Source organism: Streptomyces sp. NPDC058701 (genome assembly GCF_042715295.1).
GTDB lineage: Bacteria > Actinomycetota > Actinomycetes > Streptomycetales > Streptomycetaceae > Streptomyces.
This window is the reverse complement of record NZ_JBHXSY010000017.1, coordinates 120,534-135,989: the sequence shown is the minus strand read 5'-3', so window position 1 is coordinate 135,989 and position 15,456 is coordinate 120,534. Positions and strand designations below refer to the sequence as shown.

The window sequence follows — 15,456 nt, the reverse complement described above, 5'->3', positions numbered from 1 at the left end:
GCTGCGCGCGCACCCGCGCGGCCCGCGGCCCGCCACACGTCGATCCGGCCCACGCCCAGCTCTGGAGGCACCATGTCCACCCCGTGGTCCCGCCGTTCCTTCCTGCTGCTGTCCGGCAGCGCCGCCCTCCTCACCGGAACCCTCTCGGCCGGCCCGGCCTGGGCCGCGCCCCCGCGATCGGCGGCGGGCGACGCGTACGACGCGTTGCGCGTCACCTGGCGCGGGACGCTGCTGGGCAGCGGGTTCGACCCGGCGGCCGCGCCCTTCGCGGAGAAGCTGGCCCTGCTGGGCGTCCAGGCGGGCGAGCACCGCGCCACGATGGCCGCCGCGGGCGGGTCGCTCTGGCCCGACCTCCCCCTGAACCTGTCGAGTTCGGTCACCGCCAGCTACACGCGGCTGGCCACCATGGCGCAGGCCCACGCCCAGCCGGGCACGGGCCTGACCGGCAGCGCCGCGCTCCTGGGCGCGATCATGACGGGTCTCGACCACCTCCACGACCGGGTGTACAACGCGTCGGGGAGCCCGTTCGGCAACTGGTGGGACTTCCAGATCGGTTCCCCGCAGGCGCTGCTGGACATCAGCACGATCCTCTACGACCAGCTCTCCGGCACCCGGCTGACCCGGTACCTGGCAGCCGTCGACCGCTTCGTCCCCGACTCCTCGGTGGGGAGCTACACCGGCACCAGCACCGGCGCCAACCGGGTGGACCTGTGCCGTTCGCTGGCGCTGCGCGGCATCCTGGGCAAGGACGCGGCCAAGATCGCGCTCGCCCGCGACGCCCTCTCCCCCGTCTTCCCCTTCGTCACCACGGGGGACGGGTTCTACGCCGACGGGTCCTTCGTCCAGCACACCTACCTCGCCTACACGGGCTCGTACGGCGCCGTGCTGCTGAGCGGGCTGGCCGGGCTGTTCTCGCTGCTGAACGGATCGGCCTGGGCGGTGTCCGACCCCCGGCGGCAGATCGTCCTCGACTCGGTGGAGAAGTCCTTCGCGCCGTTCCTCTACAACGGTCTGATGATGGACGCGGTGTCGGGCCGCTCCATCAGTCGCGGCAACCCGCGGACCACGTCGCACGGCTTCCAGGGCGGTGACCACGGCCGCGGCCACGGCGTCCTGGCCGCCATCGCACTGCTGGGCACCGCCGCGAGCGGCGCGGAGAACCGGCGCTGGCGCGGGCTCGTGAAGGGCTGGATCCAGCGGGACTACTACAGCCCGGTGCTCGCCGACACCGACCTGGGCGTGGCCGCGCTGGCCCGCCTGAAGGCCGTACGGGACGACGCCGCCGTCACGCCGATCGCCGAGCCGACCGGGCACCGGCTCTTCCCGGGCATGGACCGGGCCGTCCACCGGCGGCCCCGCTGGGCGGCGTCGATCAGCATGGCCTCCCGGCGGATCGGCTCCTACGAAACGGGCAACGGGGAGAACCTCCGCGGCTGGCACACCGGTGCGGGCATGCTTCAGTGGTGGGGCGACACGTACGCCAACGGCCAGTACACGGACGCGTTCTGGCCGACCGTCGACCCGTACCGGCTGCCGGGCACCACCGTCTCCACGAAGACGCTCGCCGACGCCGAGGGTGGTGCGTGGGCCCTGCCGCGGCCGGACGTGAGCTGGGTCGGCGGCGCCACGGACGGGGAGTACGCGGCCGTGGGGCAGTTCGTCCGCGGGCTCGCCAGCACCCTGTACGCCAAGAAGTCCTGGTTCTGCCTGGACGACTCCGTCGTCTGCCTGACGGGCGCGGTCAGGAGCACCGACGGCGTCTCGGCGGAGACGGTGGTGGAGAACCGCAACCTCGGCGCGACCGGCTCCCACGCCCTGACGGTGAACGGCGCCGTCCAGCCCGCCGCCCTCGGCTGGTCGGCCGCCTTCGCCGGCAGCCGCTGGGCGCACATCGCGGGCCACGGCGGGTACGTGTTCCCGGGCGGGGCCACGCTCAGGGCGCGGCGCGAGGCCCGCACCGGTTCCTGGCGGGACGTCAACACCACGGGGACGGCCGACCCGGTCACCCGCCGCTACCTGACCCTGTGGTTCGACCACGGCGTGGACCCCGTCGACGCGTCCTGCGCGTCCGTCCTGATGCCCGGCGCCACCGCGGCCGCGACCGCCGCCCGGGCCGCGGCCCCCGGCTGGCTCGTGGTCCTCGCCAACGACAACACCCGGCAGGGCGTGGCGGTGCCCTCGCTCGGCGTCACCGCCGTGAACTTCTGGTTCGCCGGTTCGGCCGGCGCCCTCACCGCCGACAACCCGGCCTGCGTGCTGGTCCGGGAGCACGGGGACGGCACCGCGACCGTCTGCGTATCGGACCCGATGCGGATGCGGACCGGCCTCACGGTCAGGTGGGACCGTCCCGTGGCAGCCGTCCTCTCCGCGCCGCCCACCGTCACCTCCGCGGTGACCGGCTCCGCCCTCACCCTCACCTTCGGTGATCTCACGGGCCAGGCCGGAGCCACCCAGCGGATCGGGGTCGCGCTCGCCTGAAGGCGCGTACCCCTCCCGGCACGTCGGCCGGGGGGTACGCGCGGGTCAGTGGCGTACGTGGGAGCGCAGCAGCGGGACGTCGATGCCGGTCAGCGCGGGCAGGACCAGCCGGCCGGGCGCCGCGCCGATCGGCACGGTGGAGGGGACGGCCAGGACGGCGCAGCCCGCCGCCTCGGCTGCGGCCAGGCCCGAAGGGCTGTCCTCCACGGCCACGCAGGAGCGGGGCTCGACGCCGAGGGCGGCGGCCGCGGCCAGGTAGGGGTCGGGGTGGGGCTTGGTCCGCGGCGTCTCCCCCTCCGCCACGGTGACGGCGAAGCGGTGCGCGCCGAGTCCCGGCAGGACCAGGTCGACGACCGACCGCGGTGAGGCGGAGACCAGGCCGAGCGGGATCCCGGCCCCGGCCAGGGCGGCGAGGAGTTCCAGCGCCCCCGGCAGGGGGCGGGGGCCGCGGGAGATCCGGGTGCGGAACCCTGCGAGCAGGTCCCGGCCGATCGCACCGACCGGGGCCGCGCCGCCCGTGACGCGGTGCAGGTGGGCGGCCGTGTCGGCGACGGAACGCCCCACCACGGCGGGCACGTCGGCGTCGGTGAGGACGTGTCCCGCGGACCGGGCGACGGCTTGCGCCGTGCGCCACCACAGGGGCTCGGTGTCGACGAGGGTGCCATCCATGTCGAAGAACACGGCGGCCGGTCCCCCACCGGGTCCGGTTCGCCGGGCCGACGGCGCTGTTCGTGCTCCCGGGAGCCCGGGGGAAGACGTCATCGGCGGCCGGCCGCGGCAGCGGCGGGGGCGTCCGCGGAGCGTTCGGCAGGGGTGAAGGGGAGGCCGTCGAGGGTCCAGTGCGAGTCGGCGGCGCGCCCGAGGGAGGCGTACACGTGGGCGGCGACGTCCTCGAAGCGCAGCGGCCGGGAAGGCGGCGGCCCGGCCGCGACGTCCGGTCCGCAGCAGGCGACCCAGGCCGTCCGCTCTGGTTCGGTGCGCCCGCCGTGGCCGCCGTCGTCCCGGTGCCCGTGGTCGGTGACCACGATCAGCGTCCAGGACTCCTCCGCGTACGCGGGGCGCGCCCGGACGGCGGCGAGCAGCCGCCCCAGGCGTGCGTCGGCGCGTGCGACGGCGCGTCGGTAGGCGTCGCCGCAGCCGCGCAGGTGGCCGGTCTCGTCGACCGCGCCGAGGTAGACGAACGAGGCTTCGGGGTCGTCGGTGCCCAGCACGTGCACCGCCTCGGCGGTGACCTCGTCGTCGCAGGCTTCCCAGGCCTCGCAGGTGTCGGCGCGGGGCGCGATGTACGAGAGGCGGGCCGGGCCGGCGAAGAGGGGTCCGCCGTCGCGCGCGAGGAACAGCGGCTCCCAGCCGCCGGCGGTGAAGGTCCTGCGGCCGTCCTGCCGGGCGAGGCGGGTGGCGAAGTCCGGGAAGACGTCGAGGCGGTGGCCGCCGAAATGGTTTCCGTACACCCCGTGCTTGGCGACTCCCACGCCGGTGGCGATGGTGGCCCAGCAGGGTCCCGACATGGTGGGCGTGGTCTCGTCGATGTCGATCCGGCCGATGAATCCGGCCGCCGCGACCCCGTCCAGATGGGGGGTGGGTACGGCTTCGAGGACGTCGAGGCGTACGCCGTCGATGCCGACGACCAGGACGCGGCGGTGGCCGCGGGGGGAGGTGGACAACGGTCGTGGTCCCGTCTTATCTGGGGGGTGGGGGTGCTTCCGTGCGGGGGTCAGGGGGCGTCGGGACCGGGCGGGTCCTCGGCGAGTTCGGGGACGGCCGCTGAAGGTGTTGACGCCGAAGTGCAGGAAGAGCCCGAACCCCGCTTCCCGACACGCGCGTTGCGCGGGGGTCTGCCGGACCGTCACGGCTACTTCACCGCGCCGGCCGTCAGGCCCGAGCGCCAGAATCGCTGGAGGAGGAGGAAGGCGGCCACCAGGGGGATCACCGCGATGAGCGAACCGGTGATGGCGAGCGAGTACATCTCTGGGCTCTCCGTGATGGAGACGTTCCACATGTGGAGGCCGAGGCTGACGGGGTACAGGTCCTTGTCGTTCAGCATGACCAGCGCGCCGTAGAAGTTGTTCCAGCTCGCGGTGAACGAGAACAGGAACAGCGTCACGAACCCCGGTGCCAGCATCGGCAGGGCGATGGCGCGGAAGGTCCGCACCTCGCCTGCGCCGTCGACCCGCGCCGCCTCGATCACCTCGTACGGGACGTAGCCCTCGGAGAAGACCCGGGCGAGGTAGACGCCGAACGGGTTGACCAGGGAGGGGATCAGCAGCGCCCAGTAGGTGTTGGTGAGACCCGCCTTGGAGGCCAGCAGGTACATCGGCAGGGTGAGGACGGCCCCCGGTACCAGGACGCCCGCCAGGACCACGCCGAAGAGCTTCTCCTTGCCCGCGAAGGCGTACTTGTCGAAGGCGTACCCGGCCGCGACCGAGATCAGGGAGGAGAGCGCCGAGCCCACCACCGCGTAGAGGAGGGTGTTGAGCAGCCACCGTCCGTAGATGCCGTCGTTGTGGGTGAACACCTCGTGGACGTTGGAGAAGAGGTTGAACTCGCCGAAGCTGAAACCGCCGGTGCCGAAGAGGTCGCGGCGGTTCTTGGTGGCGGCGACCAGCAGCCAGCTGATCGGCATCAGCGTGTACAGCGCCAGCATGATCAGCACGCCGTTGACGGCGGCTTTGGAGGCCCACGCGGCGCGCGGGGCGCCGGCCCGGGCCGGCGCCGCGGGGGATCCGGGCCGGGGCGGGGCGGTCCGCTCGGGGGTGCGGGGGGATGCGGTGTCCGTGCTCATGATTCCTGCCACCGCTTCCCCATCCGGGTGACCACGAACGACAGTGCTCCGGCCACGACGGCCAGCAGCAGGGAGGCCGCGGCGGCGGCCGCGTAGTCGTGGTCGACGAACGCCTTGCTGACGATGTACATCGTGGGAGACCAGTCGTTGCCGAGGGCCTGTGCCTTGTCGGAGAGGAGTTTGGGCTCGGTGAAGAGCTGGATGGCCCCGACACAGGTGAACAGCACGGTCATGACCACCGAGGAGCGGATGATCGGCACCTTGATGCCCAGGGCGATGCGCCAGGCCCCGGCGCCGTCCACCGTCGCGGCCTCGACGACCTCGCGGGGCACGGCCTGGAGGGCGGCGAAGAAGATCACCATGTTGTAACCGATCCACTGCCACACGGCGATGTTGACCATCGACGACAGGGCGTGGTCGGGCGAGAAGAAGTTCCAGCTGCCGCCGGCGCCGTCGATCCACTCGATGACCGGGCTGAGACCCGGGGTGTAGAGGTAGATCCAGACGATCGAGGCGATCAGTCCCGGTACGGCGTGCGGCAGGAAGAAGGCGAGCTGGAAGAAGCGCCTGGCGCGGGCGTGGGCCGAGTCGACCAGGAGCGCCAGACCGAGCGCGACGCCGATCATCACCGGGATGTAGACGAGGCAGTACGCGGCGACGTGCAGGAAGGAGTCCCGGAACGCCGGATCGGACAGGACCGTCGTGTAGTTGGCCATCCCGGCGAAGGTGCGCTCGACGCCGCCGAACCCGAGTCCCGAGGACCGCTCCCGGTAGAGGCTCATCCAGCCCGCGTACAGCACGGGCGCGACCGTCACGGCGGCGAAGAGCACGAAGAACGGGGAGAGGAAGAGGACCACCGCGCCGCGTTGTCTGCGGCGCAGCGCGCTTCCGGCGGTTGCCGGGGTGGTGATTGCTGCCACGGGAGGGCTCCTTGGCGTACGGGTGGTGCGGGACGAGGGGCGGTCGCGTCGCCGCGGGCCGCCAGCGGGGCGGCGCGGGGGTGCCGCGGCCGCCCCCGGGCGGGCCGGGGCCGGGATCAGGGCCGGAGCCGGCCGGGCCGGGATCAGGGCCGGGCCTACGCCCTCCCCCGGGCCCGGGGGCCCGGCTTCACTGGGCGAGCTTGAGGCCGCGGCTCCCGATCGCGGTCCGGGCCGATTCCTGCGCCTTCGTCAGGCCGCTCGGCAGGCCGTTCTTGGCGGCCTCGTCCTTGAAGTCGGCGCCGACCTTCCCCCAGACCGGCCCCCACGTCCAGCCGGGAACGATCGTGGCGACCTGATCGCCGGTCAGCTTGTAGAGGTCCTGGCCGCCGAAGTACGAGGTGTCGAAGGCCTGCGCCGCCACCTCGGCCATGGCCGGGTTCGCGGGAAGGGCGCTGCTCGGGTTCTTCAGGGCGCCGATCCGGGCCTTCATCGACGCCGGGTCGGTCGTCACCCACTTGATGAACTCGGCGGCGGCCGCCGCGTGCTTGCTGCCCTTGGTGACGGCGAAGCTGGTGCCGCCGTACATCCCGCTGGCGGGAGCACCCCAGTGGGGAACGGGGGCGACGCCCCACTTGCCCTTGAGGTCCGGCATGCTGGAGACCATGCCGCCCGCGCTCCATGAGGCGCCCACGACGCTGACCGTCGTCCCGTCGGCCTTGGACTTGTTCTCCTCCGGGGTGCCGGCACCGAAGTTGAAGACCAGGTCGTCCTTGAGCATCCCCTGCCAGAAGGCGGCGACCTTCTGCGAGGGCGCGTCGTCGATCGCGGGCTTCCAGGCGTCGCCCTTGACCTCGAACCACTTGGCGCCCGCCTGCCAGGACAGGGTCGCCTGCAGTGGGGCGTCCGTCGGGAAGGAGCCGATGCGTGCCGCGGGGTCGGCGGCCTTGATCTTCTCCGCGGCCGCCCGGTACTCGTCCCACGTCACGGGGACGCTGACGCCGTACTTCTCGAAGAGGTCCTTGCGGTAGAAGTACACCTGCGGGGTCGCGTCGAAGGGGACCGACCAGGTCTTGCCGCCGAAGGTCACCAGGTCCCGGACACCGGCCGGGAAGCTCTTCTTCACCAGGGCGCCGGAGGAGGCGGTGAGGTCCTCCAGGTATCCCTGGCTCGCGAACTCCGGGACCATGTTGTACTCGATCGTCGCGACGTCCGGAGCGTCCCCCGCCTTGATGGCGTTGCTGATCTTGCTGTAGCCGTCGGCGCCGCCCGGGATCTGGGAGAAGCGCACCTGTATGTCGGTGTGCGTCCTGTTGAACTCCGCGGCCGCGGCCTCCGCTCCGCTCGTCCAGGTCCAGTACGTGATGGTCACCGGCTTGCCGTCGTCCCCGGCGGTGGGCGACGCGGTGGAATCGGAGCCGGCGCAGGCGGAGGTCAGCAGGGCGAGGGAAACCGCTGCGGCCACCGCTCCGTAGACACGCAAGGACTGAGACTTCATGTGGAGTGCTCCTTGGCGAGTGGGCTGAACGGGTTGAATCATTCGCGCCCGCTTCTTGAACGTCAAGAGCAGGTGAACCATTGATCAATACGATCAGTTCGGCACGTCCGGTCGGTTTCCGGCGGACGGCACGACGGCACGTCTGACCCCGCCCCGTACGTCGCGTGCGGGGCGGGGCCGGGCGGAGAAGAGCGGGGAACGCACCGGACGGCGGGAGTTCAGGCCGTCCGGTCGAGGTCTTCGCGGCGCACGGGGTGGGCGAACGGCTCGCCCGCGGCGTAGCGGGCGATCTCCTCGACGGCGGAGTCCGCCATCCGGTGCAGTTCGTTGCCGAGCGAGCCCGCGATGTGCGGGGTGAGCAGTACGTTGGGCAGGTCGTAGAGCGGGGAGTCCCCCGGCAGGACCTCCGGTTCGGTCACGTCGATGACCGCGTGCAGCCGGCCGGAGGCGAGCTCCGCCGTGCACGCGGCCCCGTCGACCAGCGAGCCGCGCGCCGTGTTGATGAGCGTGGCACCGTCGCGCATCAGTGCCAGCCGCCTGTCGTCGATCATCCCCCGGGTCTCGGGCAGTTCGGGTGCGTGCAGGCTGACCACGTCCGAGATCCGGCACAGCTCGTCGAGCCCGACCCCGCGGACGCCGAGCGCCGCGGCCGCGCCGGCCGACACGTACGGGTCGTACAGGACGAGTTCGAGGTCGTACGGGCGCAGGAGCTCGATGACGCGGCGACCGATCCGGGATGCTCCGACGATGCCGACCGTCCGGCGGTAGTTACCCGCGTGGGGGTACCTCAGGTGCCAGTCGTGCCTGGTCCCGCGGACGCTGCGGTACTCCTCACGGAGCTGCATCACCCGCTTGTTGGAGAGCAGCACCATCGCGACGGTGTATTCCGCGACGGGCAGGGAGTTCGCCTGGGCCGCGGAGGAGACCGCGATGCCGCGGTCCCAGCAGGCGCCGGTGACGAGCTGCTTGACGGAGCCGGCGGCGTGCACGACGGCCTTGAGGCGAGGGGCGCGCGCGAGCGCCCGGGCATCCACGGCGGGCGCCCCCCAGAAGGTGAGCAGGACCTCGGCCTCGGCCAGGGCGGCCGCGACCTCCGGTCTGGCGTAGTCGTCGGCGACGAAATCGGAGTCGAACTCGGCTACGTCGCGAAGCCGTCGGGCGACGGCGTCACCCAACAGGCGGGGGCGGAGTTCGGGGGCCATGGCAAGCAGGACTCGCGGTCGGCGACCAGGCATCTGGGGTGCTCCTTGCGGCTGGGTGAGGCCGCGCCGACTCTATGGAGCCAGGTTACGATCGTCAAGATCCATCAATCATAAAGTTCTATTCGCTCGAAACGATCGCACCCGTCCAGCGGTACGGGACCCGCGACCCGCGACTCGGGGATCTAGGGGCGTCCGGGCAGAGGGCCGTACTGCGCCGCCCGGCGGTCGCAGAGTGCCCGAACCCGCGGGTCTGGCCCGCGCCCGACGCCGAGGCCGACCGGGTCGTCCTCGTGGCTGCGCCGCGGGTGCCGTGACAGCGCGACGAGGGGCCGACGAGGGGAAGGCGTCACCCTCAGGGCAACTCGGCCTTGGCCGGGACGTGCTGCGGGTGGGGCCGGCCGAGGCAATGGGGAGTGGGCCCGTGGCCCCTCCCACCGGCCCCGGCCCGGTCGGACCCCGGGACCGGGGCTCGACCGGGCGTCTCCGCCCGGCGGGTTCCTGTTGGGCCGGGCGCTGCGGCCTACAGCGCGCCGGTCCTGCCGGCGAGGTACAGACCGATGAGCCCGACGACGCAGGCCACGACCAGCCAGGAGACGAGGCCGGTGTGCCGGCCCCGGGCCCGCCCGCCCCTCTCGGACCGTCGGGTGCGCCGGGTCCTCTGCGGGGCCGGGCGGGACGGGACGGGCGCGGTCTCGGCCAGCAGCCTGCGGCAGACGGCCGCGAGCGCGGTCGTGCCGGACGAGAGGCTGGCGACCGCCTCACTGCGGGCCGGTGCCGTGGTCCCGCCGTCCAGTATCCGGCCGGCGCGCAGGAGCACCTCGTCGCGCCCCGCGCCGGTGGACAGGCTGATCCACCGTTCGACGTGCTCCCCCCGGATCACCACACCGCCCGTCCGGTCGCGGTAGACGGTGTGCTCCCGCCACAACACGTCCGCCAACTCGTCTGCGGTCTCCCGCAGTTTCGCGTTCATCCAGTCCCCCGGTTCACATCGATTCGAACAAACACGGGACTCTAGCGCCGGTCCCCCGCCGTTCGGCGGCCGGGGTCGATCGGGTCCGGGACGGCCTTGGATCCGTACAGCCGCACCGCCCGGCGTACTACCTGGGGCGTATGCCGGAAACGCTACGCCGGGGTGACGCCGGTGACGGCGGACGAGGTCTAGCGTGGCGGGTATGGGAGAGCAGCGCGCGCGTCTCGGATCCCCGTGGCGGCGATGGGTGGAGCGGGCCGGGCGGGGCCCGGCCTGGCGCTCCGCACTGTTCGTCGCCGTGTTCGCACAGTTCGAGGCGGGATGGGCCGGGCAGGCACAGCCCGACCGGGTCCCGCTGGACTGGATCGGCCGGCTCCTGCTGCTCTTCGGGCCCGCGCTGCTGCTCGTCCGCCACCGGTACCCGGGGGCCGTGGCCTACGGCGTCGCCGTCGTCACCCTTGCCTACCTCGGGGCCGGTTTCCCCTACGGTCCGGCCTTCCTCAGTCTCGCCGTGGCCTGCTTCGCGGCGGTCGTCGCCGGACACCGGCGGGCGGCCTGGGGCGCCGTCGGGCTGACCTGGGCCGGGCACCTGCTGATCGGGCACTGGCTCTACCGGTGGCTTCCGCCGCCGCGGGACGGCCCGACGCCCTGGGCCCAGGAAGTGGGCGTCACAGGGTGGATCGTCGCCGTGCTGGCGGTGTTCGAGCTGGTGCGCGTACGCCGGGAGCAGTGGTCGCGCGAGCGGGCCGAGCGGGCGGCTGCCGAACGCCGGCAGGTGGACGAGGAGCGGTTGCGCATCGCGCGGGAGCTGCACGACGTCCTGGCCCACAGCATCTCGGTGATCAACGTGCAGGCCGGCGTCGGGCTGGCACTCCTCGACACGGCTCCCGAGCAGGCCCGTACGGCCCTGACCACCATCACGGCGGCGAGCAGGGAGGCGCTGGGCGAAGTCCGGCAGGTCCTCGACACCCTGCGCGCCCCCGGCGAGGCTCCGCGGACGCCCGCTCCCGGGCTCGACCGGCTCCCCGAACTGGTCGAACAGGCGGCCGCTGCCGGACTCACCGTGGAGGTGTCCTCCGGGGGGACGGCCCGCGCGCTGCCACCGGGTGTGGATCTCGCCGTCTTCCGCATCGTTCAGGAGGCGCTGACCAATGTCGTACGGCACTCCGGCGCCCGAACCGCTCGGGTCCGCCTGACCTGGCAGGGGCGTGCGCTGACCGTGCGGGTGGAGGACGACGGCCCGTCGTCGGGCGGGCCGGGGGACGGCTCCCCGGACGGCAGCGGCAGCGGCCTGGTCGGTATGCGCGAACGGGCGACGGCCCTCGGCGGCACCCTCGTCGCGGGCCCGCGGGCGGAGGGCGGGCACGCGGTGTCCGTGACACTTCCGCTGGAGCCCGCCACCTCCCGGGAGGACTCGTGGCCCCCGGCTTGAGGCCCGCCGATCCTGCCCGGCCCCGACGGCCTGCGGCTGCCCGTGGCCTGGCCGTACGGTCGGCCGCGTCGAATGGGACCGCGCCGGGATCCATGGTCACCGGCCGCGGCGAGGACCGTGACCCGCCGCTCGATCCCTTCCGTTACGGCGGCGGCGAGTGGGCCGCCGGCCGCAGCGGGGGCACCGGGCGACACATCGCAGCGAAGACGCCGCCCACCCCGGCGCCGGCCGGCCGCCCGGGAGACGGCGTGGTCACCCTGCGGTGCGCCGGTGCGCGGCGGGCGCCGGTTCAGTGCTCCATGCGGCGGCGGTCACCATCGCTCCAGGCACGCGTGTCGCGCGGCTCGACGTAGGGTTCCTCGTCCTCGGGCAGCCCCCCGGCGATAGCACGCTGCCTGACCATCTCCGCGTCGAACTCCAGCCCGAGCAGGATTGCGAGGTTGGTGATCCACAGCCACACGAGGAAGATGATCACACCGGCAAGGGTGCCGTAGGTCTTGTTGTAGGAGGCGAAGTTCGCAACGTAGAACGCGAAGCCGGCCGAGGCGGCCATCCAGATCACCAGCGCCAGGAAACTGCCCGGGGTCACCCACTTGAAGCCGCGGCCCTTCGCGTTCGGGGCGGCCCAGTACAGGATCGCGATCATGATCGTGACCAGGAGGACCAGGACCGGCCACTTCGCGATGGACCACACGGTCAGGGCGGTGTCCCCGATGCCCAGAGCGGTACCCGCCTGCCGCGCCAGGGAGCCGGAGAAGACGACGATGAGCGCGCTGGCGCAGGCCAGGACCATCAGCGTGACCGTGAGGGCCAGGCGCAGAGGGAGGACCTTCCACACGGGGCGGCCCTCAGGCATGTCGTAGACGGCGTTCGCCGTGCGGATGAACGCGGCGATGTAGCCGGAAGCCGACCAGATCGCGACGGCCAGACCGACGATCGCCAGGAGCGATCCGACGCCTGCGTTGCCCTGGAGCTGCTGCACCGCGTTGCTGATCACGTCCCGCGCCGACCCGGGGGCCAGCTTCTGGAGGTTGTCCAGGACCTGCTTCGTCGCGGACTCCCCCGCGATGCCCAGCAGGGATACCAGCACCAGCAGTGCGGGGAAGAGCGCCAGGACCCCGTAGTAGGTCAGCGCCGCGGCCCGGTCGGCGAGCTCGTCGTCCTTGAACTCCTTCACGGTGCCGCGCAGCACCGCCTTCCAGGACCGCTTCGGCAGCTCGGTGAGCTGATCCGGTGCCTGCTCCTCGACCTGTGGATCGGGGCCAGGAGTGCTCTGTCGGCCGGTCTCTCCGTGCATGTCGTTCCCGCCTGCGCCTGGCTTCGGTGTGCGTGTCATAACTGGCGGCTTTCCATCGCGACGCCACTCATGTCAGCCGAGGCACGCGAAGGCCCGGAATTTTCCCTCAGCGGGCGGGGGCCGGCGCTCGACCGCCCGCGCCGACGGTGTCCGTGTCGGGGTGCCGGGACGTTCGAGCGTGGGGCGGAGACCGGCTGCGAAGGCGTGAGCGAGGGCGATGGACGCGGGTCATCGAGATCACTTGCATCCCCGCGAGCGTGTTCAGGTGAGGAGGGTGCGGGTGCCGGTGAGGCGCAGGAGCCGTTCGACGCTGCGGCTCGCGGTGGCGATCCTGAGGCGGCGACCCGCGCGCAGGGTGGCGAGCTGGGCGGTCAGGAGGGCGTTGAGGCCGGCGCAGTCGCAGAAGGTGACCTGGCTGAGGTCGAGGCAGAGGGTGCCGCGGTAGGACTTGAGGGCGATCAGGAGGGTCTCCCGGAGCAACGCGGCGTTGTCGAAATCGATCTCGCCGCTCACGCACAAGTGGACCGTGCCCGGCTGCGGGCCGGGAGTGACACCGATGTCGAGTGCGCTGCCGGCCGGTGTGCCCGGGCGGTCGTCGTGGACGAGCGCGGTCATCGACTGCCTCCCCTCGGCCGGGGCTGCTTCTGGTTCCCTCAGTATGGTCGGCTCGACACCGTCATACGTCAAGAATTACCTGAAAACCATGACGCATATGCCCATAGGTTGCATGGGACGCATCGGCTGGACCTCGATGCGCGGCCCCGGTCGCCCACGGCGACGGCATGGTCTTAAGGGGGCAGGGCGGCACCGGCCTGGCGTGCACCGGTCCGGTCGGACCGAGCACGGACCCAGGCCCTGTGCCGTGTCGGCACCCCGTTCCCGGCCGGCCTTCGTACGGGAGTCCGACGCGTTGGACTACTTGCCTGCGCTGGGAACGGCGAGGGGGCTACCGGGGGCGTTCTTCTTCGCGGCTTCCATCTGCTCGCCGAGTTCGGTGAGCCGGTTGCGGCCCATGGCCTTGCGGACGTCGGGGAACCACTCCTTCTCCTCCTCCTCGACGTGATGGCGCACGTTCTCCATCAGGACGCTCATCTTGGCGTCGAAGCGTTCGTCGCTCGCGTCGAGGTCCTTGAGTTCCGAGAGCATCCAGAGCACGACGTGGTGTTCCTCGACGCTCTCCAGGACGTGGTCCTTGGTGTCGGGAGCAGCCTCGCGGGCGGCCGGGTAGAAGATCTTCTCTTCGATCCAGGTGTGGGTGGTGAGTTCCTCGATCACCTGGTCCGCGATCTTCCGCTTCGTGGCGTGCTCGTTCTCTCCGGCCTTCTCGAACTGCTTGAACAGCTTTTCGACCGTCTTGTGGTCTTCCTTGAGCAGCACGATCCCGTCCATCGGTTCTCCTTCGGCTCCGTGTGTGGGTGAGCTGGTGTCCACCCCGACGCCGTCTACCCCGTGGAGCGCGGTACAGCCCGTGGATGCGGCGGGGTTGGTCCGCACGAGCGACGCGCGTACGCCGTCTCCCGCAGGCGGGGTGCGGGAGGGCCATGGGGATGGTCCTCCGGCCGTCTGCCGTGGCTCGTGGTACCACGCTCCCGCAGGCGGGGTTGACTGCATCCGCTGGGGTAGTCGGTGCGGAAGAGGGACGGTTGGCGTGGTGGACGGGAGGCCGGGGTGAGCTGGGATGCCGATGTGACCGTGATCGGGGGCGGAGCAGCGGGGCTGTCCCTCGCGGTCGGTCTCGCGCAGCCCCTGCCCGGGGCGGGCCCGGCGCCGCGGGTGGTGGTGGTCGAGGCGCCGCCGGGTCCGTTGCGCCCGCCCGCCCGGACCTGGTGCTTCTGGGAGTCGGGCGCCGGCCCGTACGACGGGATGCTGGCCGCGAGCTGGAACCGGCTGCGACTGTACGCGCCGGACGGCGCGGTGATCGACCGTCCGCTGGGGCCGGTGCGGTACAAGATGCTGAGGTCGGATCGGTTCGGCGCGGCGATGACGGAGCGGCTCGGCGTGTACGGGGTCGACGTGCGGCTGATGACGGTGGAGTCGGCGCGGGACGCCGTCGGTGGTGCGGTGGTCCGCGGCAGCGACGCGTCGGGGGCGCCTTCGGAGGTCCGGTCGGGGCTCGTCTTCGACTCGCGGCCGCCGCGGCGGCTGCCCGCCGCCCGGACCACGCTCCTCCAGCACTTCCGGGGATGGTTCGTGCGGACCGCCGAGCCGGCCTTCGACCCCGACGCGGCGACCCTGATGGACTTCCGCCTCCCCCAGCCGCCCCGGGGACTCGCCTTCGGGTACGTCCTGCCGCTGAGCCGGTACGAAGCACTGGTCGAGTACACGGAGTTCTCCCGTTCGGTGCTGGACGGGGCGGAGTACGACCGTGCCCTGCACCACTACTGCACGTCGGTCCTGGGCCTGGGCGACTACACGGTGGGTGAGCGGGAGCAGGGGGTGATCCCGATGAGCGACGGCGTCTACCCCCGCCGGGGCGGGCGCCGGATCCACTTCATCGGAGCGGCCGGCGGGGCGACCCGGCCGTCCACCGGCTACACGTTCGCCGCGATCCAGCGTCAGAGCCGTCACCTCGCCGAGGCGGTGCGGGCGGGCCGCTCCCCCGCCCGGTCCCCCGCCGTGCACGGGCGCCGGGCCCGGGCGATGGACGCGGTCCTGTTGCGCGCGCTGGACACCGGCCGGGTCGACGGCGGGGCCTTCTTCTGCCACCTCTTCGCGTCCGTGCCGGCCGAGCGGGTCCTGCGGTTCCTGGACGGCTCGACCTCGCCCGCCGAGGACTTCGGGATCGGCCTGCGCACGCCCGTCCTGCCCATGCTGCGGTCGCTTCTGGAACTGCCGCTGCTCCGCCGATCCGTCCCGGCCCCGGGGCCGGGACGGTACTGA

The 15,456-nt window shown here is 72.5% G+C and carries 13 protein-coding genes; 3 read left to right on the top strand and 10 right to left on the bottom strand.

What is annotated here, in order from left to right; genetic code table 11:
* Window positions 1–72 precede the first annotated feature (72 nt).
* Entirely contained in the window at window positions 73–2,478 is a 2,406-nt protein-coding gene (locus ACFWW8_RS20220) for a polysaccharide lyase 8 family protein (protein WP_386530342.1), read from the top strand.
* 45 nt (window positions 2,479–2,523) lie between these two features.
* Here ACFWW8_RS20220 and ACFWW8_RS20215 read toward each other — a convergent pair whose 3' ends face one another.
* The 7 genes from ACFWW8_RS20215 to ACFWW8_RS20185 form a co-directional block, all read right to left on the bottom strand.
* The gene (locus ACFWW8_RS20215; protein ID WP_386530341.1) at window positions 2,524–3,240 is read right to left on the bottom strand and encodes an HAD family hydrolase; all 717 of its coding nucleotides are present in this window, start codon (window positions 3,238–3,240) and stop codon (window positions 2,524–2,526) included.
* On the bottom strand, window positions 3,237–4,142 hold the full coding sequence (locus ACFWW8_RS20210) for an alkaline phosphatase family protein (RefSeq protein ID WP_386530340.1): 906 nt from the start codon (window positions 4,140–4,142) through the stop codon (window positions 3,237–3,239). Before ACFWW8_RS20210 ends, ACFWW8_RS20215 begins: the two co-directional genes overlap by 4 nt.
* A 188-nt stretch (window positions 4,143–4,330) precedes the next feature.
* Window positions 4,331–5,260, bottom strand: a complete 930-nt coding sequence (locus ACFWW8_RS20205) for a carbohydrate ABC transporter permease (RefSeq protein WP_386530339.1) — start codon at window positions 5,258–5,260, stop codon at window positions 4,331–4,333.
* Complete coding sequence (locus ACFWW8_RS20200) at window positions 5,257–6,117, bottom strand: carbohydrate ABC transporter permease (protein WP_386530364.1); 861 nt, start codon at window positions 6,115–6,117, stop codon at window positions 5,257–5,259. Before ACFWW8_RS20200 ends, ACFWW8_RS20205 begins: the two co-directional genes overlap by 4 nt.
* Window positions 6,118–6,367: 250 nt before the next feature.
* Entirely contained in the window at window positions 6,368–7,675 is a 1,308-nt protein-coding gene (locus ACFWW8_RS20195; RefSeq protein ID WP_386530338.1) for an ABC transporter substrate-binding protein, read from the bottom strand.
* Between the two features lie 218 nt (window positions 7,676–7,893).
* Window positions 7,894–8,910 carry a hydroxyacid dehydrogenase gene (locus tag ACFWW8_RS20190; RefSeq protein WP_386530337.1) on the bottom strand — a complete coding sequence of 339 codons (1,017 nt, stop codon included), beginning with the start codon at window positions 8,908–8,910 and terminating at the stop codon, window positions 7,894–7,896.
* Window positions 8,911–9,397: 487 nt separating this feature from the next.
* Complete coding sequence (locus ACFWW8_RS20185; protein ID WP_386530336.1) at window positions 9,398–9,847, bottom strand: hypothetical protein; 450 nt, start codon at window positions 9,845–9,847, stop codon at window positions 9,398–9,400.
* Window positions 9,848–10,049: 202 nt separating this feature from the next.
* Between ACFWW8_RS20185 and ACFWW8_RS20180 the strand changes: the two genes are divergently transcribed.
* The gene (locus tag ACFWW8_RS20180) at window positions 10,050–11,279 is read left to right on the top strand and encodes a sensor histidine kinase (protein ID WP_386530335.1); all 1,230 of its coding nucleotides are present in this window, start codon (window positions 10,050–10,052) and stop codon (window positions 11,277–11,279) included.
* Between the two features lie 289 nt (window positions 11,280–11,568).
* Here ACFWW8_RS20180 and ACFWW8_RS20175 read toward each other — a convergent pair whose 3' ends face one another.
* The 3 genes from ACFWW8_RS20175 to ACFWW8_RS20165 all read right to left on the bottom strand — a co-directional run bounded on the left by ACFWW8_RS20175 (window position 11,569) and on the right by ACFWW8_RS20165 (window position 13,965).
* Window positions 11,569–12,615, bottom strand: coding sequence for a YihY/virulence factor BrkB family protein (locus tag ACFWW8_RS20175; protein WP_386530334.1), 1,047 nt, complete (start codon window positions 12,613–12,615; stop codon window positions 11,569–11,571).
* A 222-nt stretch (window positions 12,616–12,837) separates the two neighbouring features.
* Entirely contained in the window at window positions 12,838–13,191 is a 354-nt protein-coding gene (locus ACFWW8_RS20170; RefSeq protein WP_386530333.1) for an STAS domain-containing protein, read from the bottom strand.
* A 300-nt stretch (window positions 13,192–13,491) separates the two neighbouring features.
* Complete coding sequence (locus ACFWW8_RS20165) at window positions 13,492–13,965, bottom strand: hemerythrin domain-containing protein (protein ID WP_386530332.1); 474 nt, start codon at window positions 13,963–13,965, stop codon at window positions 13,492–13,494.
* Between the two features lie 279 nt (window positions 13,966–14,244).
* Between ACFWW8_RS20165 and ACFWW8_RS20160 the strand changes: the two genes are divergently transcribed.
* A complete protein-coding gene (locus tag ACFWW8_RS20160) occupies window positions 14,245–15,456 on the top strand; it encodes a lycopene cyclase family protein (RefSeq protein ID WP_386530331.1) in 1,212 nt (403 codons plus the stop codon).

Coding starts and splice junctions, on each gene's coding strand:
- ACFWW8_RS20220 (WP_386530342.1), top strand. CDS start 73: ATGTCCACCCCGTGGTCCCGCCGTTCCTTCCTGCTGCTGTCCGGCAGC.
- ACFWW8_RS20215 (WP_386530341.1), bottom strand. CDS start 3,240: ATGACGTCTTCCCCCGGGCTCCCGGGAGCACGAACAGCGCCGTCGGCC.
- ACFWW8_RS20205 (WP_386530339.1), bottom strand. CDS start 5,260: ATGAGCACGGACACCGCATCCCCCCGCACCCCCGAGCGGACCGCCCCG.
- ACFWW8_RS20195 (WP_386530338.1), bottom strand. CDS start 7,675: ATGAAGTCTCAGTCCTTGCGTGTCTACGGAGCGGTGGCCGCAGCGGTT.
- ACFWW8_RS20190 (WP_386530337.1), bottom strand. CDS start 8,910: ATGCCTGGTCGCCGACCGCGAGTCCTGCTTGCCATGGCCCCCGAACTC.
- ACFWW8_RS20185 (WP_386530336.1), bottom strand. CDS start 9,847: ATGAACGCGAAACTGCGGGAGACCGCAGACGAGTTGGCGGACGTGTTG.
- ACFWW8_RS20180 (WP_386530335.1), top strand. CDS start 10,050: ATGGGAGAGCAGCGCGCGCGTCTCGGATCCCCGTGGCGGCGATGGGTG.
- ACFWW8_RS20175 (WP_386530334.1), bottom strand. CDS start 12,615: ATGACACGCACACCGAAGCCAGGCGCAGGCGGGAACGACATGCACGGA.
- ACFWW8_RS20170 (WP_386530333.1), bottom strand. CDS start 13,191: ATGACCGCGCTCGTCCACGACGACCGCCCGGGCACACCGGCCGGCAGC.
- ACFWW8_RS20165 (WP_386530332.1), bottom strand. CDS start 13,965: ATGGACGGGATCGTGCTGCTCAAGGAAGACCACAAGACGGTCGAAAAG.